This window comes from Vibrio sp. M60_M70, assembly GCF_037162085.1.
In the GTDB taxonomy this organism is placed as follows: Bacteria; Pseudomonadota; Gammaproteobacteria; order Enterobacterales; family Vibrionaceae; genus Vibrio; species Vibrio diabolicus.
This window is the reverse complement of sequence record NZ_JARLUL010000002.1, coordinates 1610701-1634756: the sequence shown is the minus strand read 5'-3', so window position 1 is coordinate 1634756 and position 24056 is coordinate 1610701. Positions and strand designations below refer to the sequence as shown.

24 protein-coding genes are annotated in these 24056 nt (G+C 44.0%); 14 read left to right on the top strand and 10 right to left on the bottom strand.

Annotated elements, in window-relative coordinates; genetic code table 11:
• Window positions 1-99: 99 nt before the first annotated feature.
• The 6 genes from ltnD to P4S59_RS22920 all read left to right on the top strand — a co-directional run bounded on the left by ltnD (window position 100) and on the right by P4S59_RS22920 (window position 6239).
• Complete coding sequence (gene ltnD / locus P4S59_RS22945) at window positions 100-1008, top strand: L-threonate dehydrogenase (RefSeq protein ID WP_085344551.1); 909 nt, start codon at window positions 100-102, stop codon at window positions 1006-1008.
• A gap of 25 nt (window positions 1009-1033) precedes the next feature.
• Window positions 1034-2290 (top strand): 3-oxo-tetronate kinase, encoded by a 1257-nt coding sequence (otnK, locus tag P4S59_RS22940; RefSeq protein ID WP_301657718.1) that lies wholly within the window; start codon window positions 1034-1036, stop codon window positions 2288-2290.
• Between the two features lie 11 nt (window positions 2291-2301).
• Window positions 2302-2949 (top strand): 3-oxo-tetronate 4-phosphate decarboxylase, encoded by a 648-nt coding sequence (otnC, locus tag P4S59_RS22935; protein WP_005385078.1) that lies wholly within the window; start codon window positions 2302-2304, stop codon window positions 2947-2949.
• Window positions 2949-3725 carry a 2-oxo-tetronate isomerase gene (gene otnI, locus P4S59_RS22930; RefSeq protein WP_017635261.1) on the top strand — a complete coding sequence of 259 codons (777 nt, stop codon included), beginning with the start codon at window positions 2949-2951 and terminating at the stop codon, window positions 3723-3725. Before otnC ends, otnI begins: the two co-directional genes overlap by 1 nt.
• Before the next feature lie 61 nt (window positions 3726-3786).
• Complete coding sequence (gene denD, locus P4S59_RS22925) at window positions 3787-4746, top strand: D-erythronate dehydrogenase (protein ID WP_243327591.1); 960 nt, start codon at window positions 3787-3789, stop codon at window positions 4744-4746.
• Complete coding sequence (locus P4S59_RS22920) at window positions 4746-6239, top strand: GntP family permease (RefSeq protein WP_048625307.1); 1494 nt, start codon at window positions 4746-4748, stop codon at window positions 6237-6239. Before denD ends, P4S59_RS22920 begins: the two co-directional genes overlap by 1 nt.
• A 263-nt stretch (window positions 6240-6502) precedes the next feature.
• On the opposite strand, the gene rcnR is transcribed toward P4S59_RS22920, so the two are convergent.
• A complete protein-coding gene (gene rcnR / locus P4S59_RS22915) occupies window positions 6503-6775 on the bottom strand; it encodes a Ni(II)/Co(II)-binding transcriptional repressor RcnR (protein WP_048625306.1) in 273 nt (90 codons plus the stop codon).
• Between the two features lie 135 nt (window positions 6776-6910).
• Between rcnR and P4S59_RS22910 the strand changes: the two genes are divergently transcribed.
• From P4S59_RS22910 to P4S59_RS22900, 3 genes are all read left to right on the top strand, one after another.
• On the top strand, window positions 6911-7987 hold the full coding sequence (locus tag P4S59_RS22910) for a nickel/cobalt efflux protein RcnA (RefSeq protein ID WP_104970192.1): 1077 nt from the start codon (window positions 6911-6913) through the stop codon (window positions 7985-7987).
• A gap of 51 nt (window positions 7988-8038) precedes the next feature.
• Window positions 8039-8389, top strand: coding sequence for a DUF3147 family protein (locus P4S59_RS22905; protein WP_005392525.1), 351 nt, complete (start codon window positions 8039-8041; stop codon window positions 8387-8389).
• 345 nt (window positions 8390-8734) lie between these two features.
• The gene (locus P4S59_RS22900) at window positions 8735-10294 is read left to right on the top strand and encodes a methyl-accepting chemotaxis protein (protein WP_047008423.1); all 1560 of its coding nucleotides are present in this window, start codon (window positions 8735-8737) and stop codon (window positions 10292-10294) included.
• A 131-nt stretch (window positions 10295-10425) separates the two neighbouring features.
• Here the strand turns inward: P4S59_RS22900 and P4S59_RS22895 are convergent, their stop codons facing one another.
• Complete coding sequence (locus P4S59_RS22895; RefSeq protein WP_337169123.1) at window positions 10426-11325, bottom strand: LysR family transcriptional regulator; 900 nt, start codon at window positions 11323-11325, stop codon at window positions 10426-10428.
• Between the two features lie 142 nt (window positions 11326-11467).
• Between P4S59_RS22895 and accD the strand changes: the two genes are divergently transcribed.
• On the top strand, window positions 11468-12331 hold the full coding sequence (gene accD, locus P4S59_RS22890; RefSeq protein ID WP_047008421.1) for an acetyl-CoA carboxylase, carboxyltransferase subunit beta: 864 nt from the start codon (window positions 11468-11470) through the stop codon (window positions 12329-12331).
• Window positions 12332-12362: 31 nt separating this feature from the next.
• Here the strand turns inward: accD and P4S59_RS22885 are convergent, their stop codons facing one another.
• Window positions 12363-12797: a hypothetical protein gene (locus P4S59_RS22885; protein ID WP_337169122.1), complete on the bottom strand. Its 435-nt coding sequence runs from the start codon at window positions 12795-12797 to the stop codon at window positions 12363-12365.
• Between the two features lie 11 nt (window positions 12798-12808).
• The gene (locus P4S59_RS22880) at window positions 12809-13339 is read right to left on the bottom strand and encodes a hypothetical protein (protein WP_337169121.1); all 531 of its coding nucleotides are present in this window, start codon (window positions 13337-13339) and stop codon (window positions 12809-12811) included.
• A gap of 447 nt (window positions 13340-13786) precedes the next feature.
• Between P4S59_RS22880 and P4S59_RS22875 the strand changes: the two genes are divergently transcribed.
• Window positions 13787-16213, top strand: a complete 2427-nt coding sequence (locus P4S59_RS22875; protein ID WP_337169120.1) for a M9 family metallopeptidase — start codon at window positions 13787-13789, stop codon at window positions 16211-16213.
• A 285-nt stretch (window positions 16214-16498) separates the two neighbouring features.
• On the top strand, window positions 16499-16729 hold the full coding sequence (locus tag P4S59_RS22870) for a PAS factor family protein (RefSeq protein ID WP_005375384.1): 231 nt from the start codon (window positions 16499-16501) through the stop codon (window positions 16727-16729).
• A 77-nt stretch (window positions 16730-16806) separates the two neighbouring features.
• Here P4S59_RS22870 and P4S59_RS22865 read toward each other — a convergent pair whose 3' ends face one another.
• Entirely contained in the window at window positions 16807-17184 is a 378-nt protein-coding gene (locus P4S59_RS22865) for a carboxymuconolactone decarboxylase family protein (RefSeq protein WP_256953135.1), read from the bottom strand.
• A gap of 58 nt (window positions 17185-17242) precedes the next feature.
• Window positions 17243-17599, bottom strand: coding sequence for a MerR family transcriptional regulator (locus P4S59_RS22860; RefSeq protein WP_005392533.1), 357 nt, complete (start codon window positions 17597-17599; stop codon window positions 17243-17245).
• Between the two features lie 518 nt (window positions 17600-18117).
• Here P4S59_RS22860 and P4S59_RS22855 point away from each other — a divergent pair.
• Window positions 18118-19467: an alpha-amylase family protein gene (locus P4S59_RS22855; RefSeq protein ID WP_337169119.1), complete on the top strand. Its 1350-nt coding sequence runs from the start codon at window positions 18118-18120 to the stop codon at window positions 19465-19467.
• Between the two features lie 108 nt (window positions 19468-19575).
• Here P4S59_RS22855 and P4S59_RS22850 read toward each other — a convergent pair whose 3' ends face one another.
• Entirely contained in the window at window positions 19576-19869 is a 294-nt protein-coding gene (locus P4S59_RS22850) for an ArsR/SmtB family transcription factor (RefSeq protein ID WP_005375388.1), read from the bottom strand.
• 245 nt (window positions 19870-20114) lie between these two features.
• Here P4S59_RS22850 and P4S59_RS22845 point away from each other — a divergent pair, with 245 nt between their 5' ends.
• The gene (locus P4S59_RS22845; RefSeq protein WP_054867530.1) at window positions 20115-20408 is read left to right on the top strand and encodes a hypothetical protein; all 294 of its coding nucleotides are present in this window, start codon (window positions 20115-20117) and stop codon (window positions 20406-20408) included.
• 99 nt (window positions 20409-20507) lie between these two features.
• On the opposite strand, the gene P4S59_RS22840 is transcribed toward P4S59_RS22845, so the two are convergent.
• The 3 genes from P4S59_RS22840 to P4S59_RS22830 all read right to left on the bottom strand — a co-directional run bounded on the left by P4S59_RS22840 (window position 20508) and on the right by P4S59_RS22830 (window position 23673).
• On the bottom strand, window positions 20508-22466 hold the full coding sequence (locus tag P4S59_RS22840; RefSeq protein ID WP_337169118.1) for a monovalent cation:proton antiporter-2 (CPA2) family protein: 1959 nt from the start codon (window positions 22464-22466) through the stop codon (window positions 20508-20510).
• A complete protein-coding gene (locus P4S59_RS22835) occupies window positions 22463-23080 on the bottom strand; it encodes an NAD(P)H-dependent oxidoreductase (RefSeq protein ID WP_005392538.1) in 618 nt (205 codons plus the stop codon). The genes P4S59_RS22840 and P4S59_RS22835 overlap by 4 nt, the downstream gene beginning before the upstream one ends.
• 167 nt (window positions 23081-23247) lie before the next feature.
• On the bottom strand, window positions 23248-23673 hold the full coding sequence (locus P4S59_RS22830) for a universal stress protein (RefSeq protein ID WP_005392539.1): 426 nt from the start codon (window positions 23671-23673) through the stop codon (window positions 23248-23250).
• Window positions 23674-24056 lie beyond the last annotated feature (383 nt).

Sequence of the window (24056 nt, the reverse complement as noted above, 5' to 3'; positions counted from 1 at the left end):
ATGTGATTTAAAGCGAAGTCTTAGTATTAATCTTCACATATAATCACATCAACCAAACAAGAATTAACAAAGTTTAATAGACCAGAAGGCATTGTTTTTATGAGTGAAGTTCAATCTGTAGGTGTTATCGGTTTAGGCTCTATGGGAATGGGCGCCGCAAAGTCATGTGTGCGTGCAGGCCTAGATGTATATGGTTTCGATTTAAATTCTCAAGCGCTTGAAGAGCTAGGTTCATTCGGTGCAAAAGCTGTTTCTACAAATGCAGTTGAGTTTGCAGATAAGCTTGATTCGGTTCTAGTTCTTGTTGTGAACGCAGCTCAAGTTAACACGGTCTTGTTCAAAACCGGTCTTGCTACAGCGCTTAAGCCGAATACGCCAGTAATGGTTTCAGCAACCATCTCAGCAGAAGACGCAAAACAAATTGAAGCGAAATTGGCAGAACACAACCTTGTGATGCTTGATGCACCGGTATCTGGTGGTGCTGCAAAAGCAGAATCAGGTGAGATGACTATTATGGCGTCGGGAGCGCAAAGCACATTTGATGCACTTGAACCAGTACTCAACGCAACGGCAGCTAAGGTCTACAACATCGGTGAAGCGATTGGCCTAGGCGCAACTGTGAAGATTATCCACCAATTGCTAGCAGGTGTTCATATCGCAGCTGGTGCTGAAGCAATGGCATTAGCGGCACGTGCAAACATTCCTCTTGACCTGATGTACGACGTGGTGACGAATGCAGCGGGTAACTCTTGGATGTTTGAGAACCGCATGAAGCATGTAGTTGATGGTGACTACTCCCCTAAATCTATGGTCGACATCTTTGTGAAAGATCTAAACCTCGTATCGGACACAGCAAAAGATCTCAAATTTCCACTTCCTCTATCAAGCACAGCACTAAACATGTTTTTGAGTGCAAGCAATGCTGGTTTTGGCCAGGAAGACGACAGTGCCGTTATCAAGATTTTTGATGGTATTGAGCTTCCAGGTGTAGAAAACAAACAGAAGTAAGCGCACGTAAAACGGAGAAAAAATGATGTTATTAGGCGTTATCGCAGACGACTTTACTGGCGCAACAGACATCGCAGGTTTTCTTGTAGAAAACGGCATGCGCACAGTTCAGCTTAACGGTATTCCAAAAGAAGAGATTGATGTAAACGCAGATGCGGTCGTGATCAGTCTTAAATCTCGCTCCTGTCCTGTAGATGAGGCAATCGAGGATTCAGTAGCTGCGCTTAAGTGGCTGCAAGCAAATGGCTGTCAGCAGTTTTACTTCAAGTACTGCTCAACGTTTGACAGCACAGCAGAAGGTAACATTGGTCCTGTAACGGATGCACTGCTTGCAGAGTTAGGTGAAGCGTTCACCATTGTATGCCCATCATTACCAGTGAATGGTCGCACAGTTTACAACGGCCATCTATTTGTATTCCAAGACTTGCTAAGCGACTCAGGTATGCGTAATCACCCTGTGACACCAATGACTGATTCAAGCCTAGTTCGTATGATGGATGCTCAATCTCAAGGCAAATCTGGCCTGGTGAACTTCCAAATAATTGAACAAGGTCCAAAAGCGGTAATTGAGCGCTTTGAAGAGCTAAAAGTACAAGGCAACCGCTATGCAGTGGTTGATGCATTCAATGCAGAGCATCTTGTCACACTTGGCCAAGCGGCGAAGTCTCTAAAACTGGTAACTGGTGGTTCTGGTTTGGCTGCGGGTATTGCTAAGAACTGGATAGAGAACCTTGAAGATCAAAGTGATGCGAAGCAAGAGGGGAACCCTAAAAAGGCACCAACCGTTGTGTTATCTGGATCTTGTTCTGTCATGACCAACCAACAGGTCGCTGTTTACAAAGAAAAAGCGCCACACTTTGCTATTGATGTGAAGGCGTGTCTGACGGAAGAAGATTACTCAAATCAAGTGTTTGATTGGGTCATGACCAACGTCGAAAGCGAGTTCGCACCACTGGTTTACGCAACCGCAGATGCAGCGGCGTTAAAAGCGATTCAACAAGAGTTTGGCGCGCATGCTTCAAGTCACGCGGTTGAACAATTCTTTAGCCAACTTGCAATCAAACTTCAGCAGCACGGTGTGAAAAATTTCATCGTTGCGGGTGGGGAAACCTCAGGGGTTGTAACCCAAAGCCTAGCCGTAAAAGGTTTTCATATCGGTCCTCAAATCGCACCAGGTGTACCTTGGGTGAAGTCACTTGAAGGCGAGCTTTCTTTGGCTCTGAAATCGGGCAACTTCGGCGATGAACACTTCTTTGCCAAAGCACAGTCGTTTTTTGAATAGGTGAGGTTGTGATGAATAAAGAATTGATGACAGAACAACAACTGCGAGAGCAAATGGTCACTATGGCGCGCTCTATGTTTGAACGTGGCTATGCGACTGGCGGCGCTGGCAACCTTTCTCTAAAACTGCCTAATGGACACTTTCTGGCAACGCCAACTGGTTCTTCGTTCGGCCGCTTGATTGCTGAAGAGCTTTCGGTTGTGGATATTGATGGCAACCATATCTCTGGTGAAAAGCCATCAAAAGAAGTGGCTTTTCATCTGGCGATTTATCGAAATAACTCAAAGTGTAATGCGATTGTGCATCTGCATTCTACTTACTTGACGGCGCTTTCTTGTCTTGAAGGTTTAGATCGCGAGAATGCCATCAAAGCTTTCACACCTTACTTTGTAATGCGCATTGGCGAACTGCCAGTGATTCCGTACCTGCGCCCGGGCGACCCTCAGATTGCTGAAGAACTTGCGCAGCGGGCTAGTGACTACCGAGCTTTCCTCCTGGCGAACCATGGTCCAGTGATCACGGGTACGGACTTTGAAGATGCAGTGGATAACGCAGAAGAGCTAGAAGAGACAGCGAAGCTAGCGTTCATTCTTAAAGACAGCAACATCCGCTACTTAACGGATACTGAGATTCAAGACCTAAAAGGGAGAGGTAAGTAATGGCTAAATTCGCGGCAAATCTGACAATGTTATTCACAGAAGTTCCTTTTCTAGATCGTTTCGAAAAAGCACACCAAGCGGGCTTCAAAGCGGTGGAATACCTTTTCCCATACGCATTCGAAGCGCAAAAACTAGCAAGCAAGATACAGCAGTTTGGTTTTGAGCAAGCGTTATTCAACATGCCTCCAGGTGATTGGGATGCAGGTGAACGAGGTTTTGCAGCTATTCCGGGGCGTGAGGATGAATTTAAAACGAGCGTCGAGACTGCTCTGATGTACGCCAAGGCACTGAACTGTAAAAAGGTTCACGCTATGTCTGGCATTGTTGATTCTCGCTTCACTCGTGATCAGCATATTGAAACCTTTATCTCAAACATTCGTTATGCAGCGGATAAGTTTGCCGAACAAGGTGTTGAGCTGATGATTGAGCCACTCAACAATCGCGATGTACCGAACTACTTTGTTGCACATCAACGTGAAGCGGTTGAACTCATCAAACAAGTGGCTCGTCCAAACGTGAAATTGCAGCTCGATCTCTATCACGCACAAATTATGGACGGTGATCTGAGTACGTTGATTCGCGATGTGGCGCCATACACAGGCCATATTCAAATTGCTTCTGTGCCTGAAAGGCACGAACCATCGGAAGGCGAACTGAATTACCCACACCTATTCAATGTTTTGGATGACTCTGGTTACCAAGGCTGGATCGGTTGTGAATACAACCCAAGGCATAGCACGCAGCTGGGCCTTAGTTGGGTTAAACCATACCTATAACAATTTTAATTTCTATCCATAAATAACTTGAAACTAATTACAAAAACAAAGGGTCGTGACTATGAATATTATCATAACTGGAGGGGCGGGTTTTCTCGGAACCCTACTTGCCAAATCACTACTAAAAGAAAACAAAGCTGAAAGTATTACTATTGTCGACATTCAAAAGTCGCGCTTAGAGGGCATTGATGACCGAGTCGTTTCTTTAGTCATGGATATGACAAAGCGAGAAAATATAGACCAAGTTATTACTGCCGAAACGACACACATTTTTCATTTAGCGGCAATTGTATCGAGCCATGCTGAGCAAGATTTTGATTTAGGCGTAGCTGTAAACCTGACGACCACACAGTTATTGCTTGAGCGTTGCCGTAAAGTAAACCCTAATATTCGTTTTACGTTTGCTTCATCTTTAGCTGTATTTGGTGGTGAGCTTCCGGAAACGATTACACCAATAACAGCACTTCATCCTCAGTCATCCTACGGGACGCAAAAAGCTATAGGTGAGTTATTGGTTAACGACTATGCCCGTAAAGGCTTTGTTAAAGCTGTATCCGTACGTTTACCGACTATTTGTATTCGCCCTGGGAAACCAAACCTTGCCGCTAGCTCTTTCGTAAGCGGAATTATTCGTGAGCCTTTGAATGCTCAAGAATCAAATTGTCCTGTAGACCCTACGCTAAAACTTTGGATATCGAGCCCGTCTAGAGTGGTTGACAATATTCAGTATGCAGGGCTAATGCCTTATGAGCAGTTAAATAATCTGTCCTATAGAACGCTTAATTTACCTGGCATTCAAACTACACCAGCTGAGATGATTCAAACAATGGACACTTTAGTGGGTAAGCAACTTTCTAATTATATTACCTATGAGCATGATGCGGGTATTGATCGTATTGTGAGTAGTTGGCCACAAAAAATTGATTGTACTAAAGAACTGGAGCTTGGATTTAAAGCAGACAGTAATTTCAAGGATGTATTACAACAATTTATTTCTGTTAACAATATGGAGATTGTCTAATGTTACCAACCTCAGTAATTGGACTAATAGTAGCCGTATCAGTCCTTGTTTTTCTTGTATTACGTACAAAAGTACATGTGTTAATTGCGATGTTAATTGCGGCATGTATCGCAGGTATTATTGGTGGGTTAAGTGTTGACGACACGATTGCGACCGTTAGCAAAGGATTTGGTGGAACATTAGGCGGTATAGGGATTGTCATCGGTCTCGGCGTTATGATGGGGGCTATTTTAGAGGCTTCTGGAGCAGGAGAAAGTATTGCCTATAATTTTATAAAGTGGTTAGGAAAAAAGAAAGAAGAGGCCGCTCTTGCTGTAACTGGCTATATTGTTAGCATCCCAATCTTTGTGGATAGCGCGCTTATCATTCTTTATCCAATTGCGAAGTCTTTGTCAAAAACGTCCAATCGCTCGATTTTAACGCTTACGGTTGCTCTGGCGGGCGGCTTGGTCGTAGCGCATCACGCTATTCCGCCGACTCCAGGGCCTTTGGGAGTTGCTGGTATCTTTGGTGTCGATCTTGCCAGCATGTTAGGTTTTGGTTTGATGATCGCAGCGCCTTGTGTCATGGGTATTGTTTGGTATGCAAGATGGTTAGAAAAGCAGTTTCCTGAATTCATTCCAACCGAACATTTCTCGAAGTCTAGTGAGCAACTGATTAATGATCACAAAGAGTACATTGCAAGTAAAGAAGCGAAAGACCTACCATCTTTAAGTAAATCTATCGCTCCAATTATTATCCCTATTTTACTTATACTTGCGAAATCAGTGATGGGTTTATTAGAGGGTACTTTCGGTTTCGAAGGGCTGACAGCAACAACATTTGGTCAATTTATCGCTTTTATCGGCAGCCCTACAATTGCACTATCAATAGCAACCTTATTAGCGGTTTACACATTGGGTAATAACCTTACCAAAGAAGAAGCGAATGAAAAGATGGAACAAGGAATCTCCACTTGTGGCATCATTTTGTTAGTAACAGGTGCTGGTGGCGCGTTAGGTGCGGTATTGCGCGAAACGGGTGCGGGCGCAGAGATTGCCAACCAAGTTGCAGGGCTTCCTATTTCTGCGGTTATGATTCCATTTATTATTGCGACGTTAGTTCGCATTATTCAAGGCTCTGGTACAGTCTCCATGATAACCGCTGCTTCTATATCTGCCCCAGTTTTAGTGAATATTCCTGATGTTAACCTTTTATTCGCAGCGACGGCAGCTACGATGGGATCTCTATTTGCTGGCTACTTTAATGACTCGTTATTCCATATTGTTAATCGACTAATGGGGGTGACTGAGGTTAAGAAACAACTCATTATTTGGACTATTCCAACAACAATTGCTTGGGCTATTGGTGGTTCATTAGTCATGATTCTTAACTTATTCTTCGGATCTCATGGTTCAATCTTTGATCCCGTGTTACCACTTGCTGTACTTTTGGGGTGTATTGCATTTACAAAATCTTACAGCGCTAAGCACGTCGAATTACAAGAGGTATAAAGGTTTACTTGTACTCTTCCATAAAGTCAAAACCTATCACAATATGTATTTTTAGCAGATAGTTTAAGGATTTTTAATAATATGAACGGCCCTACGTTTGGGCCGTTTTAGTTCTGATAACTAAACTATTTAACTTGAACTGATATAGTTTCTTTCAACCTAATCGATATGAAATGGAATCTCTATTTCCCGTTTAGTTAACGATTACATATAAAGGATCTATTCGAGTTTAACCCTAGTGACTTTACTCTAGCGAAGTAGGGTTACTTTATATAAGAGTCCAGTACTTTCAATACGACTTCCATATCTTTTTCACGTTGAGTTTTGTCTTCCTCAAGTACAACGTGCTCAAGTAAGTGGCCTTTAATTACTTCTTTCATTAAGCCATTTACAGCCCCTCGAATTGCAGCGATTTGTTGCAACACATCTTGGCACTCATGTTCTTCTTCCAGCATTTTTTTAAGACCATTCACCTGACCCTGTATTTTGCTGACACGGGTACTGAGCTTTTTTTGATCTCTGGTTGTATGGGACATGACTTATCTTCTTTAAGTTACTGACTGCGAGATTCTAACTGATAATGTAGCACTTATCTTATACTGGGGGGTAGTATTAAATACTGGGGGGAGTATAGTTTGGGGCAACTTTAGAAGAGCATATTGAGAATAACAATGGATTTTGTCGCATTATTACAACAAGGTAATGGATGGTTTTTTATACCCAGCGCCATTTTATTAGGAGCGTTACATGGATTAGAGCCAGGACATTCAAAAACGATGATGGCGGCGTTTATTGTGGCCGTAAAAGGAACAGTGAAGCAGGCGGTGATGTTGGGGTTGGCTGCAACGCTTTCCCATACGGCGATCGTATGGATAATTGCTGCGGGTGGGATGTATATAAGCCAAAGATTTACTGCAGAAGCTGCGGAGCCATGGATGCAGCTTATCTCTGGGGTGATTATCGTTTCGACGGGTTTATGGATGTTCTGGAGAACGTGGAGTGATGAGCGAGCTTGGCACAAAGCTCATAAGCAAGCTCGAGACTGGAGAACGCAAGTTGTCGATACTGGTCATGGGCATCTATCGCTTTCTATCGTAGAAGAAGGGCATCACTGCCGTTTTCAGTTACGCACACTTAACGGTAAGCCTTTAACGGCTGAAAACGTTAAACTAGTGCTACCCAACGCAATCAGACAGCCTTCTGATATTTATCACTTTATTGAGCGCGATGGCTATTTGGAATCTGCCTCCTGTATTGAAGCCTCTGATGATTTTTTCGTCACATTGATGGTCGGGCACCATGATCACACCCACGATTTCGAGGTGCATTTTCATGCGGATTCCCATTCGGAAAGTGAGAATAAAGAGTACCAAGATGCTCATGAGCGTGCTCACGCTCTAGATATTCAAAAGCGCTTTGGCGATCGAGATGTTACCAATGGACAAATACTTCTGTTTGGTTTGACTGGTGGGTTAATACCATGCCCGGCGGCGGTCACTGTTTTACTCATTTGTTTGCAACTTAAGGCCATGACACTTGGTGCAACCTTGGTGGTGTCGTTCAGTATTGGTCTAGCGTTAACTTTAGTTGCGGTTGGTGTTGTCGCGGCAGTGGGCGTTCAAAAAGCAACATCGAAGTGGAGTGGTTTGAACGATGTGGCTCGTCGTGCACCTTATCTATCGGGGATCTTGATTAGTGCCGTTGGTATGTATATGGGCATGCACGGGTTTACGACGTTAATGAGCTAAGCTCTGTTGTAATTATTACGTCGCTTTTTGTTTATTAAAGGTAGCTCTTTCATGTTGTGGATGATTACTAAGTACGCGTTAACCGCAGGAATAGTGGTGCTGATATCTGAAGTTGCCAAGAGAAGTGATAAAGCGGGAGCGCTGATTGCCGCGCTCCCGACGGTCACTATTTTAGCTTTAATTTGGATGTATATTGAAGGGCAAGGTCAGGAAAAGCTCGCGAACCACGCGTTTTATACTTTTTGGTATGTACTGCCTACATTGCCGATGTTTCTAGTTTTTCCTTTCTTACTGAGCCGATATTCGTTTTGGTTCTCTTTGGGAATTTGCGCCATTATTTCAATCGTTTGTTTCTTCATTGTGACCATCGTTATTAAAGAGTTTGGAATAGAATTAACTTAATTGAGCAAAGGAGAATTGTAAGAATATAGGTCGAAGCGCTCGCTTATTTATATTTTCAAGGCTCTAACTAGAACTCTTTTTTTAACTCTCGATGCTAGTGTGGCCGCTTACTTGAAGTTATCGATTACTCTCTTGTTTTTCAGTCAAACCTCGTAGAAATGTGACGTTTTGAAGACTTTTCTTCCTTCATTCTAAAGTTATCGGTAATCAGGCAGATACAGTGGCTACAAAGTTACGTCTAGCTTTGCCAGACAGGCTAAAAATACAGTTTGTGTTGGTTATAAGAGGCGAAAGGCTTAACGCTCTGTCGTGAGCATCACATTGAATTGTACCGAGACAATTAAAATGAAAAGAATCATCTTATTAGCCGTTTGCGCCATGTTTGGTATTGCTGTCGTGGCAAGTATGGCATCAACGTACCTAATTTCGAGTCAGAAAATCGATGACATCATCTTAAACAAATCCCAAGTTCAAGCTGAGTTTTTAGCAGGAAATGCAAGTTATATTTTGGAGAACTCAGCCAACCCAATGCAAGACTTACAATCGCTTGTTGAGGGTTTGAAACAACGTTCAGACGTAAGCTATGCAGTCGTAATTGATCGCAATGTGACGGCGGTTGCTCACAGTGATAAGCAAAAGCTAAATAAAACCTACAATGATAACTATACCGTTGAAGGTGCAACCAAGGGTGTACAACAGTATTCAAAGTGGTATGCCGATGTCCAGAAAGTGTGGGTGTTTGATATCATGGCGCCGATCTACGTGAATGGTCAGTTGTACGGTACGTTTGATATTGGTATTCCTATTACAGAAGTAAGCCAAGCGACGAATGGAATTATTACTTCCCAACTGATTTCCATGGTGGTGATCTTCGTTCTGTGTGTTTTGGCTCTATCGCTGCTACTCAACAAGCTGATGCGACCGCTCTCTGCGCTTAAGGAGGCGTTGCAAGACATCTCGAAAGGTGACGGAGACTTAACGGTTCGTTTACCAGCAAAAGGTAATGATGAAGTCGCACAAATTTCTTCGGCGTTCAACGTGTTTGTTGGCAAGGTACATGAAATCATTACACAAGTTGTAAATACTGGTGTGGATCTGAATGGTTCTGCTGTTGCGCTGCGTGGACAATCTCAACAAGCGCTCGCAAGAGGGCAGGAGCAGAATGAGCAAACCATGTTGGTTGTCACGTCTATGAACGAAATGATCGCGACCGTCAACGAAATCGCGTCAAATGCTGCTGGTGCAGCAAGTGCTGCGAGCACGGCAAGTAATGAGACTCAAGATGGCTACAAGACGCTAGAACGCACCAAGACGGCGATGACGAATCTTGAAAACGAGATGAACAGTACTTCCAATATTATCGTAAGTCTTGCGGACAACACTCAGTCGATTGGTAGTATTCTCGAAGTCATTAGAGGGATCTCTGAGCAAACGAACCTATTGGCGTTAAATGCCGCTATTGAAGCAGCGCGCGCCGGTGATGCCGGACGAGGTTTCGCCGTAGTGGCAGACGAGGTCCGTAATCTTGCCACTAAAACGGCTCAGTCCACTGATGAAATTGACAATATGATCCATCAGTTGCAAACCGAAGCCCAAAGTGCGGTTAATTCAATGAGTAATAGTAGAACCTTAATTGAAGAAGGCACTGCAGAAACGGAGCTGGCTCGACAAGCACTAGAGGCAATTGCTGATCAAGTTACTACTATTTTGGATATCAATACTCAAGTGGCAACGGCAACAGAACAGCAATCGACGGTAGCAAATGAAATTAACATGAATATGGATACCGTCAGTCACTCCGTGAAAAACGCGCTAACGGCGAGTGAGCAATTGGAAGAATCAAGTCAACAACTTGCGGAATTATCGAGAACTCTCGATCGCCACGTAGGAGCGTTTAGAATTTAAGCGCGAACGGAAATCCTTTTGCAAAAGCCAGTAAATCTCGATTGCTGGCTTTTTTATTTGAGAAAATCGAATGTCGATTTGCTCTACTATGCCAGTTTTTATAGTTATTGGGATAAATGATTAGTGCTTAACTAGGCGTTAAGCTTCGCGTGTTGTTTTAAGTGCTCAACAAACATAGAGATTTTCTTGGCTAAGTGCTTTCTAGAAGAGTAAAACGCATAAAGCACTAAATCTTCAGGTTCGTATTCTAGAGGGATGACTTCAAGCTTGCCGCTCTCGATCTCATCTTTGCATGATTCTATTGGAAGTATTGCGTATCCAAGCCCTGATAACGCGCCAGATTTAGCGAGATGGCCACTGTTTACTTTGAACGAGGATTGTACTGTTTGCGTAATATGACCTCCGTTGGGGTTTTTAAACACCCAGGGAGCACCATTTACTGCGGTAAGTGTCGTGATACAGGGAACATGATTTAAATCCGTAATTTTGTAAGGGCTGGCGTACTTATTAAGCAGTTGAGGCGCAGCCAAAATAGCACTGGGCCAGCGTTTGATTTCCCTTGCTACCCAATTGCTGTCAGACAAAGTCCCTCTATGAAAACTCAAAATGACATCAAAGCTATCAATAACATCATCTTTAGGGTTTAGCGTTGTATCGCAAGACAAAGAGATTGACGGGTATTGCGTGCAAAAGGTGACAACCGCTTTGGCCAGTACAGGTGTGTCTGGCATAAGAATACGTAGCTCTCCCGTTACGGTGTGCGAGTGGCGAGTCACGGTTTCTAGCGCGTTGTTGAGTTGTTCCAATAATGGACGAGTGCTGCTATAGAGCTCTTCTCCAGCCTCGGTAGGCGTCATTCGCCTTGTCGTTCTATTGAACAACCTGATGTTTAACTTTTCTTCAAGCAGGGCAATATGTCGGCTGACATTCGATGTTGGTATATTCAAACACTCAGCGGCTCGCTTAAAGCTGTTGTTTTCATACACACAGTGAAAACTTTTTAACCAGATTTGGTCGACGTTATCAAACATTCTATTGTCCCACTTTATTGGATTATCAAGCCAGCATATTGCACTTTATCCTCAGACTGAGTTGCATACAATTTTATTTAACAGTCAGAGCGGGCAAACGATGCAGATGTCGTGCTACGAGGTGATCAATAATGAGGTACTCATGAGTTGGCTAGAAAGGTTATTTGAGAATAAGAATATAATAGGTTCGCGCAAAGCGTCTATTCCTGAGGGCGTTTGGACAAAATGCCCTGAATGTGAACAAATACTTTATCGCGCGGCATTAAAAGAGAATTTGGAAGTATGTCCTAGGTGCTCTCATCACATGAGAATGGCTGCACGTCAAAGGTTGAACACTTTTCTGGATCATGGAACACAGCAAGAGTTGGCAAGTGAGTTGGAACCGCAGGATATTTTGGGTTTTAAAGACTTAAAGCGATATAAAGAGCGAATTGCCATCGCGCAGAAAACGACTGGAGAAAAAGATGCCTTGGTTGTGATGCAGGGGAAGTTGCTAGGCTTGCCTGTTGTAGCTTGTGCGTTTGAATTCTCTTTCATGGCTGGCTCGATGGGGGCGGTGGTTGGCGAGAAATTTGTCCGCGCCGTTGAAACTGCGATTAATACAAAATCTGGGCTAGTGTGTTTTTCTGCTTGCGGAGGGGCGCGCATGCAAGAGTCTTTGGTAGCACTAATGCAAATGTCAAAAACCAGCGCCGCGTTAAACCACTTATCTGAGCACAGATTACCCTATATCTCAGTATTGACGGACCAAACTTATGGTGGCGTCTCGGCGAGTTTAGCCATGTTGGGAGACATCAATATTGGTGAACCTAAAGCAAGCATTGGCTTTGCGGGAAGGCGTGTTATTGAACAAACGGTACGTGAAAAGCTACCAGACGAGTTTCAAAGAAGTGAGTTTTTATTGGCACATGGTGCATTAGATATGATTGTAGACAGACGTGAAATGCGTGATCGCGTTGGCGGCTTATTGGCTAAGTTAACCAACGCGAGGGTGGTTTCAGAATAGGTGGTATTAAAGTTAGACTTAGTACTTGCGTTTATTGAGCCGTAATCATTACAAACCGTTCATTTTGCCCCCATCTTGGTTCCGCATTCATTAGGCTGAGATCCAACGCCGTTTGGTATGGGTCAACAGCAAAATGGTCGCTTACTAAACCCCAGAGCATCCAGTTGATTGCGGTTTCATTCTCGGTAAGCTCTTCGAGTGGCGCTTGGAGGAAAAAGTACTCATCTTCACCATCGTAACCGAGCCGATCATAGATAATGTTGCGTAGCTCTCGATCCAAATCATGTTGGAGGTTGATTGAGTCGTACAGTTGCTCTTCTGTTGGGCCATTCTCATGGTGATAAACATTGCGTTTTGACTCTTTGCGTAAAGTACCTGAGCCAGTTTCAATGCTTACTTTCTTTTGCGAGTGTTGCTCAAGAACTTGAATGATTTCATCCTCTAGTTGATCGAGTTTACTCAGCAAAACTTGATTGTTTATGTCACCAGCGGGGAGGCCATCGTTTGGAAGGCTTTCACTCTCTCGTAGACTGCTTTCCCGTGAGGAAGGGCTGCAAAACACTGTTCTAGGAGCGCTTCATTGGCTTGCCAAATGCCCGAGTAGAGCTCGTAATCATGTGTATATGGTGGAAGATCTTCAGTATCTTCCCCTAATAATTCTCGCCAGCGCTTTTGCCACTGTTCTTCTTTTGCGTGTTTTACACGCGCGTATTGCTTAACCCAGCGGTTACGAAGTGTTACCCCAAAAATGGCAAGTCCCCATGGAGCGAGCAAATAAAAATAATAGTGAGAAGAGTTATCCCAAAAGTAACCGTAAACGTAAACACCAAAAGCAAGCACCCAAGTTCCAATAGTACAAGCAATAATCCCGGACATTATTGATGACTGGCGCTTTGTTTCTCTTAATGTATTACCTTCAGCACATAACCAAAAAATGCCGCCAAAAACAAAGGCAAACGTTGTCATGAAGTAGGCAAGCGCCGCTCCCAAAAATCCCCAAAGTGACATGTATTATCCCTAGCCAAATATCTGCTTATTCACTCATCAATGATTCGAGGAGTAAATGTGTTTGATTTGGCGGAGAATTTACCATTAATGCCAACCTTTTGATATGCACTCGATGACTTATTGGGAATGAGTCACAAATAAAAATAGATAGTATCAAGCATCAAAATTTAATTTAGAACCTTTGATTGTCGTGAACTCTATCTGGAAGAGTTAAGGGTGGAGTTTAAGGGCAATTTTCCTCATAAAGTCGTTATTTAGAAAAAGGTAAATTAATGTTTTTATTGATAATTGTGAGAAATCTTGGATTGGGATTGATCCCATAAATTTAGAGTAAAAAGCCTATTTTTGGGAGCGATTTCATAAATTTTATGATACTGATTTCACTGTTTGAGCTGTAAAGAATATAAACCCCCACTCAATGTATGTTAATAATCAATGAGTGTTGTTATGTCTCATATCCGTTTTTTCCCGCGCCATCGTTTGGCGCTTGCTTGTATGCTAGCGAGTGTGTCTAGCTTCTCTTTTGCACAAAACCAGTGCGCTGTTGCTGATTTACAACAATCGAGAGACTTGGCTGCTGCCGTTTCTGGTGCTGAGTATGATTGCTACCACGCTTGGTTTTCAGCTCCTTCCGCAACGCTGAACGATATTTACAGCGAAGCGAGCTTAAGCCGTATCCAAGTCGCGTTGGATCAAGAAATTGCCCGCTATCGTGGAGAAGCAGAGCAAGCTCGTGTTCTAGAAAATCTGGGCGAGTTTATTCGTGCTGCATACTACGTTCGTTACAATGCTGGCACAGGTACACCTGAGTTTTCAGAAGCGTTGAGTCAGCGTTTTGCTCAGTCGACGAACCTATTCCTTAACAACCCTCATGCTTTGGAACAAGGCCGTGAACAAGTTGGCGCAATGAAGAGCTTGACTTTGATGGTTGATAACGTGAAGCAGTTGCCGCTGACCATGGATAGCATGATGGCCGCGTTGATGCACTTTAACCGTGAAACCGCGCAGGACACGCAATGGGTCGATGGTTTAAACAACCTGTTCCGTTCTATGGCAGGTCATGTAGCAAACGATGAGTTCTACCGCTACATGGCAAACAATACTCACCATATTGATACATTAGCGAGATTCGCATCTGATAACGCTTGGGCATTGGATACGGATGCGAGCTTTATTGTTTTCAATGCATTACGTGAAACTGGTCGTTTGCTTGCGAGCCCAGATCAGGAGACCAAACGCAAAGCCTTGGCTGTGATGCAACAAGTGATGCAACGTTACCCACTGGGTAGTGAGCATGACAAACTGTGGCTTGCTGCCGTAGAGATGATGAGCTACTACGCACCTGAAGGTTTAAACGGTCTGGACCTAGATCAAGCGAAGCAAGATCTAGCAGCGCGCGTGATGCCAAATCGTTTTGAGTGTCAGGGACCTGCCATCATTCGCTCTGAAGATCTAACCGATGCTCAAGCTGCGAAAGCGTGTGAAGTGCTGGCTGCGAAAGAAGCCGACTTCCATCAAGTGGCGAATACGGGCAATCAACCTGTCGCTGATGACTTGAATGACCGTGTTGAGGTGGCGGTGTTTGCTAGTAACGACAGCTACGTTGATTATTCTTCGTTCCTGTTTGGTAATACAACGGACAACGGTGGTCAGTACCTTGAAGGGAATCCATCAAAAGCGGACAATACCGCCCGTTTCGTGGCTTATCGCTATGCGAATGGCGAAGATTTATCGATTTTGAATCTAGAGCATGAGTACACGCACTATTTGGACGCGCGATTTAACCAGTACGGTTCATTCAGTGATAACTTAGCCCACGGTCATATCGTGTGGTGGCTGGAAGGTTTTGCTGAATACATGCATTACAAACAAGGCTACCAAGCTGCGATCGAACTGATTGCAGGCGGTAAATTGAGCCTTTCAACTGTGTTTGATACCACATATTCTCACGATACTAATCGTATCTATCGTTGGGGTTACTTGGCCGTTCGATTCATGCTGGAAAATCATCCGCAAGACGTAGAAAGCTTGTTGGCGTTGTCGCGCACTGGTCAGTTTGAACAGTGGGCGCAACAGGTGACGACATTAGGTCAACAATATGACGCAGAGTTTGAGCGTTGGTTGGATACGTTAGAAGTGGAGCCAGAGCAACCAGGTACTGACCCAGAAGAGCCAATAGAACCAACAGAACCTGAAGCACAAGTGACTGAATTGACGGCGAACCAAAGCATTCAACTCAGTGGCGAAGCATACAGCGAAAAACTGTTCTACGTTGATGTTCCAGCCAACACCGTTAACTTCAATGTATCTATTGAGGGCGCGGGTGATGCGGATCTTTACATGAGCTACAACAAAGTCGCGCATTACTACGACTTTGAAATGAGCCAGTATGGCGATGGCAGCAATGAAGAGATTGTATTTGAGCCAGAGCAGGATGGTTACGTGAAAGCAGGTCGTTACTACATCAGTTTAACTGGCCGTGATAGCTATGACTCTGTGAATCTTGTGGCTGCTTTAGACGTTGAAGCGCAAACACCGCCAACACAAGTGCAAGACGATTTGGCACCAGTGGTACTAGAGTCTGGTGAAGCAAAAATGCTCACTGTGCACAAGCAGCGTTATGCGGCAGTGTATGTACCTGAAGGTGTTGAAGAGATTCGTGTATGGCTAACGGCCCACTCTCAAACTGGTAATGTCGATCTATACGCCAGCAGAGAGCATTGGCCTACGGTTGAGCAACACGAGTACGTGTCCAACTATGCAGGTAGCAACGAATACTTTGCGATTCCTGTTACTGAAGCGGGCTATGTGCACTTCTCTCTTCAAGCACCAGAACAAGGTGATGATGTTGAAATGTTAGTGCACTTCAACTAAAACATGCTCGATTAGCTGAAATCGAGATAAAAAACGTCGCTCATAGAGCGGCGTTTTTGTTTGTATCGGATGCCATTGTGATCAAACAGCGGCGAATGCCAGTTAATCGGCTGATTTATCGAGTTATCCTTTGCTCTTTTTCTAAACGGCTTTAGGTTTGTATTACAATTTACCGCGCACATAAACTTTTTTAGCGACGCGTTCTGTGACCTAGCTTCTGATTTGTGCTTTCCAAACGGATACAATATATATGCACCCCGTGCAATAAAGTGAAAAGGGAAAGACATGAAAACGCTTATTTATGAAACGTTGATTAGCCTTGCTAACCAAGAACCAGAACAACATGCAAGAATCCGACAAAATCTATATGAACAGTTGGATCTGCCGTTCGATAAGCAGCTGGCTTTGTATTCTTGTGCCCTTGGTCCTGCAAGTTCAGGCAAGTTGGAGAGTAGTCAAGGCATTAACAACGCGGTAGATTGCGCGGTTAAACTGCTTGAAACCCCTGAGCGCTAATTCACTCGTTGTTTAAATCACGGCCCGATCCCCAAGGGCCGTTTTTAATTGCCTTTAAATTGATTTCAACGTCGTGATTACTCTGCTCTTTCCGCCAGCACTTCTTTGAAGGCAAACATGCCGTTTAATGCCGCTGGAAACCCTGCGTAGACGGACATCTGTAAGATGACTTCCTTAATTTCAGCCTCGCTGCAGCCCACATTCAGTGCTGCATTGAGATGTACTTTCAGTTGCGGCGCACAATTCCCCATTGCCGTTAGCGCGGCGACGGTTGCGATTTCTCTCGATTTTAGGTCTAAGCCTGGGCGAGCATAAATATCGCCAAACGGATACTCAATGGTGTACTGAGCTAAATCTGGGCAAATATCTTGTAAGGTTTCGATGACGTTATGACCAGCGTCGCCATCAATGTGAGAGAGTAGTTCTAGTCCTTTGTTAAAGCGTGATTGTTCCATCGATATGTTCCTAGTGAATAAATGCAAACATACCTTAATCCTTAGAGTTAACTCTAAGTCAACGAACTTTTCCGCTTTTATACAAGGCAATTTTTTCTTCTAGAGCCGTTAAGTGCTTTTGCTGCTGTTCAATGTGGAGTTTGAGGTTTTCTTGATGTTGCTCTAGCAAGGCTTGGCGTTGTCGTACAGACTCTGAGCCGACTTCCCTTAATTTTGCATATTCCAGAATCTCTTCAAGTGGCATTGCAGTTTCTTTTAATCGCTTTACGAAGCTAATCCAGCTTAGATCTTTCGCGCTATACACTCGATGCCCACTCGCGTTTCTATGGACATGTTTAAGTAAGCCAATTTTTTCATAGTATCGAAGTGTATGAGCAGACAAGCCGACGAGGCTAGAAAACTCTTTGATATTCATGATTACCCTCCAAGGTAATTCATACCAATAGGCATAAGCTAAGTTCCGCATTTTGAAGTCATTTCGGGATAGATACAAACGGTAATCTTCCATGTTTTAAGGTGGGATACGCAGAAGGGGGCTATTTTGAATACGCGCCAAACGTGATCCACCTGCCAGTTTCACTTTATTAAAAATTAGTTACTCAATAGAGTGGTTTGGCTGTTTTTAGTCTTTGGCCTCCTTTAGGGCGTACCCGGGCATTTTCTTTTATATATTTTGAATGCAATTTTTTGCAATACAAAACAATGATTTAGTTTGTTTTATGTGCGGTGTGCTTGAATGTCATCTACTCGTTTACGTCCAGAACCGTTTCTACTTGGGCAATGGAGGAGTCACTACGCCTTCATTTTCAGCCTTGAGTTAGGGCGAAAAGGGTGAGGGCGTCTGATGAATAGCTCTTATAATTTCGACTATTGAATTCACTCACAAAAAAATGCAAACAAGTAATCGTGAGTGAAAACGAGTAGGAGAACAACATGAGTGGCTCACAGGAAATACAATCATTCGGTGCGAATGTTATCTTACATGCGTTTGATTGGAAGTATGCTGACATTGCCCAACGAGCAAAAGAAATCCACGAGCTAGGTTACGGCTCCGTGTTGGTTTCGCCACCAATGAAAAGCGCCCACGATGATCGCTGGTGGCAGCGCTATCAACCTCAAGATTACCGTGTCATCGACAATGCGTTGGGTGATACCAAAGACTTTATCCGTATGGTTCGTGAACTGGAGCAAGTTGGCGTGTGGGTTTACGCTGACGTGGTGTTTAACCATATGGCAAATGAGGCCCACCTTCGCCGAGACCTCCAATATCCAAGGCAAGAGGTCTTGGAGGAATACCAACAAAACAAACAGAAATATCAGTCGCTAACGTTATTTGGCGACTTATCTCAACCGCTTTTTGATGAAGAGGACTTTGTTGAAGCGTTCGGTATTAAAGACTGGAAAGATAAATGGCAGGTACAAAATGGACGCATCACTGGTGGACCAACTGATCCTGGCTTGCCAACCCTCCGTGTTTGTGACCATGTCGTTGAGCAGCAACGCGCTTACCTAAAAGCACTGAAAGCCATTGGTGTGAAAGGTTTTCGTATTGATGCCGCGAAACACATGACGTTAGAGCATCTTAAACGTGTTTGGACAGACGACATCACGCGCGATGTGCATATATTTGGCGAAATTATTACCGATGGCGGTGCGAGAGAAGAAGAGTATCAGTTGTTTCTTGAGCCGTATTTACAGGAAACTCGCTTAGGCGCTTACGATTTCCCGTTGTTCTCGACCATTTTTAAGGCGTTTGCTAAAAAGGGCAGTTTCAAGTCGTTGATTGACCCATACTGTTTCGGTCAGGCCCTTTCGCCTGGTCGCGCCATTACATTTGTTGTCACGCATGACATTCCTAACAATGACGTTTTTCTTGATCTGATCATGGATGAGGAAAACGAATGGTTAGCTTATGCCTACATTCTAGGCCGCGATGGTGGTGTGCCATTGGTTTATACCGACTTAAACACTAGCGGTATTACAGATAAAAATGGCAAACCAAGATGGCAAGGCGCATGGAACGATCCGCGAATGGCGAAAATGATCCAGTTCCACAATATGACGCATGGCGAGTCGATGAGTGTTCTTGAAGGTAACGATGATATGCTGGTACTTAAGCGAGGGAGCAAAGGCATTGTCGTGCTTAATAAATCGCAGCGTCAGCAGTCTTTGGCATTGAAAATGGGTGGCGACTGGGTGGATTTGATGACGGATCAGGACGTTCCATCTGACGGTAAGTTAATTGTGCCACCTAAAGCCTCAATGTTGCTCGTCGAAAACTAAAAAATAAAACACCGAGCTTAGCGAGCTCGGTGTTTATGTTTATCGGCGGTCATTCAAGAACGGGTAAAGTCTAATGTAAAACCGAAGTCTTTCGCGTCTGCTATGAGGTTATGAGCACTCATTAACGCAACATTCAGCCTTTAAAAAACCGATCACATCATCTAAACATTGGTACTCTGCAACGCAAAAAAGGGTTCGCCCCTCACGACGTTGGGTGAGAAGCCCGGCTGAGGCTAGACTAGAAATATGATGAGAGAGAGTTGAAGCAGGAATGCCAAGCTTTTCTTGTACGCCGCCTACCGCGATACCTTTGTATCCCGCTTTGACAACTTCTTTGTAAATACTTAAACGAGTAGGATGACCTAACTCTTTTAGTGCTTTAGCGACGGCTTCAAGCTCCATACTGACCTCTAAAGAATGACTACAGTAAATTTGTTTCGATAATAGGGAAAGTCTCGGTAAATGCCAACTCTTGTGATCTAGGAACGATTTAAATCAGATGAGATTCATACCGGCTCATACCAGCACAACAATAATTGTCTACTCCAATGAGACAGATCAATCTTCATTATTATTTCACCCCACGTTCAAACTCCCTCGTCTACACTCATGGGTGAGTTGTTAGTTGGCAGACCAAGGAGGCGGCCATGATTGCGGTTCATAGAGATTATTGTTTGTCTAACAGTTCGGATTTACATGCTCGCGTTAAAGTTAACCCTGTCGGTAAATTAGAAGTTGAGATTGTAGAACTTCAAGAGCGCCATACCACAGAGTTTGATGATTTGTCTTTTGAGAGCCGTGGGTGTGAAACTCGAATCTGTGGTAAAGAAGACACAACTCCGTGGCAGTTCAATCTTGCAGTTACTGATGCGTTAGAGCTTTCTCACTTAGTGGAAGAAGCAAACGAAGAGTATGAGATTTTAATGAATGATCTTATGTAATCTCGTGAGAAGATCATTTTATCCTGCACGGCATGTGGCTCTGTACTGAAAAAGAAAAACCTCCCAAGCGGGAGGTTTTTAATATTGAGCAAGTTACCGTCAGATCGGCTCTTCTCTCGGCGGTGTTAGTTCTTGAACGTTATCTTCATTGAAGTCATCGGCGTAACCTTTCGGCGGTGGCGTCCAACCACGTTCTGAGCGCGAGAGTTTGTCATGGCGATCTTTTTGCATCTCTTCCGCCATTTTTTCCTCTAACTGAATAAACAGTTGTCGGAAATTGTTGTCATAACGTTCGCCTTCAGAATCATCTTCCCAAGCTTTGTAGAGTAGCTCGGACTTGCGTGCTTCAACACGCTTGTATGTCGCTTTTTGCTGCTCAACAAAGAAGGGGTGAATACCAAGTGCTTTCATCGTGTGACCACCCATCTCCAATGCGGAATGGTAGGTTTCCGATTCAATAATATCAGCCCCAGCTTGACGCAAAAGATAGCCGTGACCACGGTCAAAGGCGCGTGCGATCACCGTTACTTTGGGGTACGTGTGTTTGACGTACTTCACCAGTTCCACACTCGATTCTTGGTTATCAATTGCGACGACCAACGCAGCCGCATGCTCGATGCCTGCAGTGTGCAGCATATCTGGTCGAGTCGCATCGCCAAAATAAGCACGAGTGCCAATCTGGCGCATGTTATCAACTTGGTTGGCTTGGTGATCGAGCACCACTGTTGTTACACCATTAGAAACAAGCAAGCGGTTAACAATCTGACCAAAACGGCCGATACCAGCGATGATTACTGTGCCTTTTTCTTCAATCGTATCGCTTTCCCTTTCGTTTGATTGAGTTTCAAAACGCGGCAGTATTAATTTGTCAAATAGAATGAACAAACCTGGCGTTAAGAACATTGAGATAGCAACAACCAGCGCAAGAGTTTGCGAGAGTTCAAACGGAATGACGTGGTTTTGCACAGAGAAGCTTAGCAACACAAAACCAAATTCACCCGCTTGAGCCAAGCTTAAGGTAAACAGCCAGCGGTTGCTGCCTTTCACTCTAAATATCAGCGCGAGAATAAATAGCACCAAGGCCTTTAATACCATCACGCCAATGGTCAGTGCCATGATCAACCAGAAGTCACCAAATAGAACCGAGAAATTGATCCCAGCTCCGACGGTGATGAAGAACAGACCCAGCAACAACCCTTTAAATGGTTCGATATTGGACTCTAACTCGTGGCGAAATTCGCTGTTCGCCAATACAACGCCAGCCAAGAAAGTTCCTAAAGCAGGAGATAAGCCAACCAAACTCATCAGTGCTGCGATGCCGATCACCAGCATCAATGCGGTGGCGGTAAAAATCTCACGCAGCCCAGAGCTAGCAACATAGCTCAACAGAGGTCGACTTAAAAAGTGACCACCAACGACAACAATCGCTATCGATGCTGTGATGACTATTCCGTACGCCCAGCCCGGTAAATCGGCCACGAGGTTTAAATCGTCATGATGCTGCGCAGCCGTTTGAACAGCATTTTGTGCTTGTTCGACTAACTCCGGCAGGGCCAGCAATGGAATAAAGGCCAACATCGGGATAACAGCGATATCTTGGAAAAGCAAAACAGAGAACGCGTTTTGTCCGCCTTCTGTCTTCGTTAACCCTTTTTCGCTAAAAGTTTGCAAAACAATCGCGGTAGAAGAAAGGGTGAAAATCAAGCCGATGGCTAAGGCAATGGTCCAAGGCTGCTCAAAGTACAGGGCAATACCCATAATCGCCGCGATGGTACCGCCAACTTGAAGACCGCCTAAGCCCATTAAACGATTTCGCATTGACCAGAGCATTTTAGGCTCTAGCTCTAACCCCACTAGGAATAGCATCATCACCACGCCAAATTCGGCAAAGTGCTGAATTGTCGTTGTTTCTTCACCGACTAAACCGATAATTGGACCAATTACCACACCAGCGATGAGGTAACCTAAAACGGAACCGAGCCCTAAACGCTTGGCAAGTGGTACCGCAATTACAGCGGCAATCAAATACACGAAGGCTTGTAAGAATATCCCTGTCATGAAGCCTCCTTGATGAGCTTCGGAAGTGCGCTGTTGAGTTTGATTAATGACGCAGCTGCTTCAACATCCAGTCTATCTTCGACTAATGCTGTTAGCAGGCTTTTGTACCGTTCGACATGACGGGGAATTCGTCCTTCTTCTTCGGCTGTACGTGCGCCGAACAAAGCAAGAGGCGCAATGTAGTGCATACCTGTGAGTGCTGACATTTGCTCAATAGGAGCGAGCAGTTCCCGAATCGTAAAATGGTTGTAGCCTTCGGCTTTATAAGCTTCTTCCTTGCCGCCGGCCGAAAGCACGCACAGCATGGTTTTACCTTGTAGTTCGGTTCCTTCAGTGCCGTAAGCAAAGCCATACTCCAAAACCAGATCTTGCCACTCTTTTAAAATTGCTGGGGTTGAATACCAATATAGTGGGAATTGAAAAACCACCACATCATGCTCGCGCAAGCGTTGTTGTTCACGGTCGATATTGATATCGAAACGAGGGTATTCACCATAGAGATCAACACATGTCACGCCTTCAATTTTTTGAGCTTCTTTGAAAAGTGGAGTATTCACTTCTGAACGATGCTGGGAAGGATGAGCAAAGAGAATTAATACTTTTTTATTCGCCATAAGGATCCTTGCTATCTAAATAACCATGCCCGGTAGGAGCGCAGGTTGGTTAGAAAATGTAACTCATAAATGGCCGTCAAGCTAGCTTGGAAAAGTGCTTAAGCTGTTTCAATATCAATAAAAAACCACCAAATAAGTTGGTGGTTTTGGCAAGCGTCAAATTCTAATTAATCATGAATAGGAACGACTAAAATATCGACTGGTGACTTGTTGATAAGATGTCTTGAGTAGGAAATGATTTTGCTCCAGAAATCTTGATGATGTCCACAAATCAACAAGTCCACTTCTTGCTCTTTGATGGTAATTTCGAGCTTATCGGCTAAATCACCAGTACCCACGAAGAAGTGTTTGAGTGGATAATCCATGTACTCACTGAATGTTCTCAAACATTCCATAGAGTGCTCATTCAGCGGCCTTTGGTCTGGGTTCTCTTTAATGTCTACGAGCTCACGATAAATTTCCCCGTGAGTTCCATCAATATGGATGAATGAAATATCGGAGTCGAGATAGTTAGCCATCGCTACGGCTCTGTCGATCAGAACAGTGCTCTCATCGGACAGTTCGAGTGCAACAAGGATATGTTTGTATTTCATTACCACGCCCTTATGTGGATTAGCTTTACTGTAAGCATAGTATGGCTTGGGCAAAATTTGTGTAGATAAGATCTCGAAATCGTTCAAAGTTTTGATAAATAATGCTGCTTGCTTTTTAGTCAGAAAACCCGCTAAACTTCGCAAATCATTTCTCTAGGAGATTACGCCAACATGAAGAACTAAACCTGTTATCCATATTTTTACTTATTTTTTGGATCTGCAGGGTTAGTAGGCGTAGCTCACTTTCCGATATTTCTTTGCAACAAGACGACTTTTTGATTTGACGTTTATCGTCGAGCTGTACATAAAGCTTAATGCGTTTGTGCACGCGTTTTGTTTCAATCTCAAATCATAGCTACGGCTGTTGTCCCTGTCATACAGGA

What these genes read in the sequence shown, in the direction of transcription:
- otnC (WP_005385078.1), top strand. Translation starts at nt 2,302, where the DNA reads ATGAATAAAGAATTGATGACAGAACAACAACTGCGAGAGCAAATGGTC.
- P4S59_RS22835 (WP_005392538.1), bottom strand. Translation starts at nt 23,080, where the DNA reads ATGGCGAATAAAAAAGTATTAATTCTCTTTGCTCATCCTTCCCAGCAT.
- otnK (WP_301657718.1), top strand. Translation starts at nt 1,034, where the DNA reads ATGTTATTAGGCGTTATCGCAGACGACTTTACTGGCGCAACAGACATC.
- P4S59_RS22910 (WP_104970192.1), top strand. Translation starts at nt 6,911, where the DNA reads ATGGATTTTGTCGCATTATTACAACAAGGTAATGGATGGTTTTTTATA.
- otnI (WP_017635261.1), top strand. Translation starts at nt 2,949, where the DNA reads ATGGCTAAATTCGCGGCAAATCTGACAATGTTATTCACAGAAGTTCCT.
- accD (WP_047008421.1), top strand. Translation starts at nt 11,468, where the DNA reads ATGAGTTGGCTAGAAAGGTTATTTGAGAATAAGAATATAATAGGTTCG.
- P4S59_RS22875 (WP_337169120.1), top strand. Translation starts at nt 13,787, where the DNA reads ATGTCTCATATCCGTTTTTTCCCGCGCCATCGTTTGGCGCTTGCTTGT.
- P4S59_RS22920 (WP_048625307.1), top strand. Translation starts at nt 4,746, where the DNA reads ATGTTACCAACCTCAGTAATTGGACTAATAGTAGCCGTATCAGTCCTT.
- denD (WP_243327591.1), top strand. Translation starts at nt 3,787, where the DNA reads ATGAATATTATCATAACTGGAGGGGCGGGTTTTCTCGGAACCCTACTT.
- P4S59_RS22855 (WP_337169119.1), top strand. Translation starts at nt 18,118, where the DNA reads ATGAGTGGCTCACAGGAAATACAATCATTCGGTGCGAATGTTATCTTA.
- P4S59_RS22845 (WP_054867530.1), top strand. Translation starts at nt 20,115, where the DNA reads ATGATTGCGGTTCATAGAGATTATTGTTTGTCTAACAGTTCGGATTTA.
- P4S59_RS22850 (WP_005375388.1), bottom strand. Translation starts at nt 19,869, where the DNA reads ATGGAGCTTGAAGCCGTCGCTAAAGCACTAAAAGAGTTAGGTCATCCT.
- P4S59_RS22830 (WP_005392539.1), bottom strand. Translation starts at nt 23,673, where the DNA reads ATGAAATACAAACATATCCTTGTTGCACTCGAACTGTCCGATGAGAGC.
- P4S59_RS22905 (WP_005392525.1), top strand. Translation starts at nt 8,039, where the DNA reads ATGTTGTGGATGATTACTAAGTACGCGTTAACCGCAGGAATAGTGGTG.
- rcnR (WP_048625306.1), bottom strand. Translation starts at nt 6,775, where the DNA reads ATGTCCCATACAACCAGAGATCAAAAAAAGCTCAGTACCCGTGTCAGC.
- P4S59_RS22840 (WP_337169118.1), bottom strand. Translation starts at nt 22,466, where the DNA reads ATGACAGGGATATTCTTACAAGCCTTCGTGTATTTGATTGCCGCTGTA.
- P4S59_RS22870 (WP_005375384.1), top strand. Translation starts at nt 16,499, where the DNA reads ATGAAAACGCTTATTTATGAAACGTTGATTAGCCTTGCTAACCAAGAA.
- P4S59_RS22895 (WP_337169123.1), bottom strand. Translation starts at nt 11,325, where the DNA reads ATGTTTGATAACGTCGACCAAATCTGGTTAAAAAGTTTTCACTGTGTG.
- ltnD (WP_085344551.1), top strand. Translation starts at nt 100, where the DNA reads ATGAGTGAAGTTCAATCTGTAGGTGTTATCGGTTTAGGCTCTATGGGA.
- P4S59_RS22880 (WP_337169121.1), bottom strand. Translation starts at nt 13,339, where the DNA reads ATGTCACTTTGGGGATTTTTGGGAGCGGCGCTTGCCTACTTCATGACA.
- P4S59_RS22860 (WP_005392533.1), bottom strand. Translation starts at nt 17,599, where the DNA reads ATGAATATCAAAGAGTTTTCTAGCCTCGTCGGCTTGTCTGCTCATACA.
- P4S59_RS22900 (WP_047008423.1), top strand. Translation starts at nt 8,735, where the DNA reads ATGAAAAGAATCATCTTATTAGCCGTTTGCGCCATGTTTGGTATTGCT.
- P4S59_RS22865 (WP_256953135.1), bottom strand. Translation starts at nt 17,184, where the DNA reads ATGGAACAATCACGCTTTAACAAAGGACTAGAACTACTCTCTCACATT.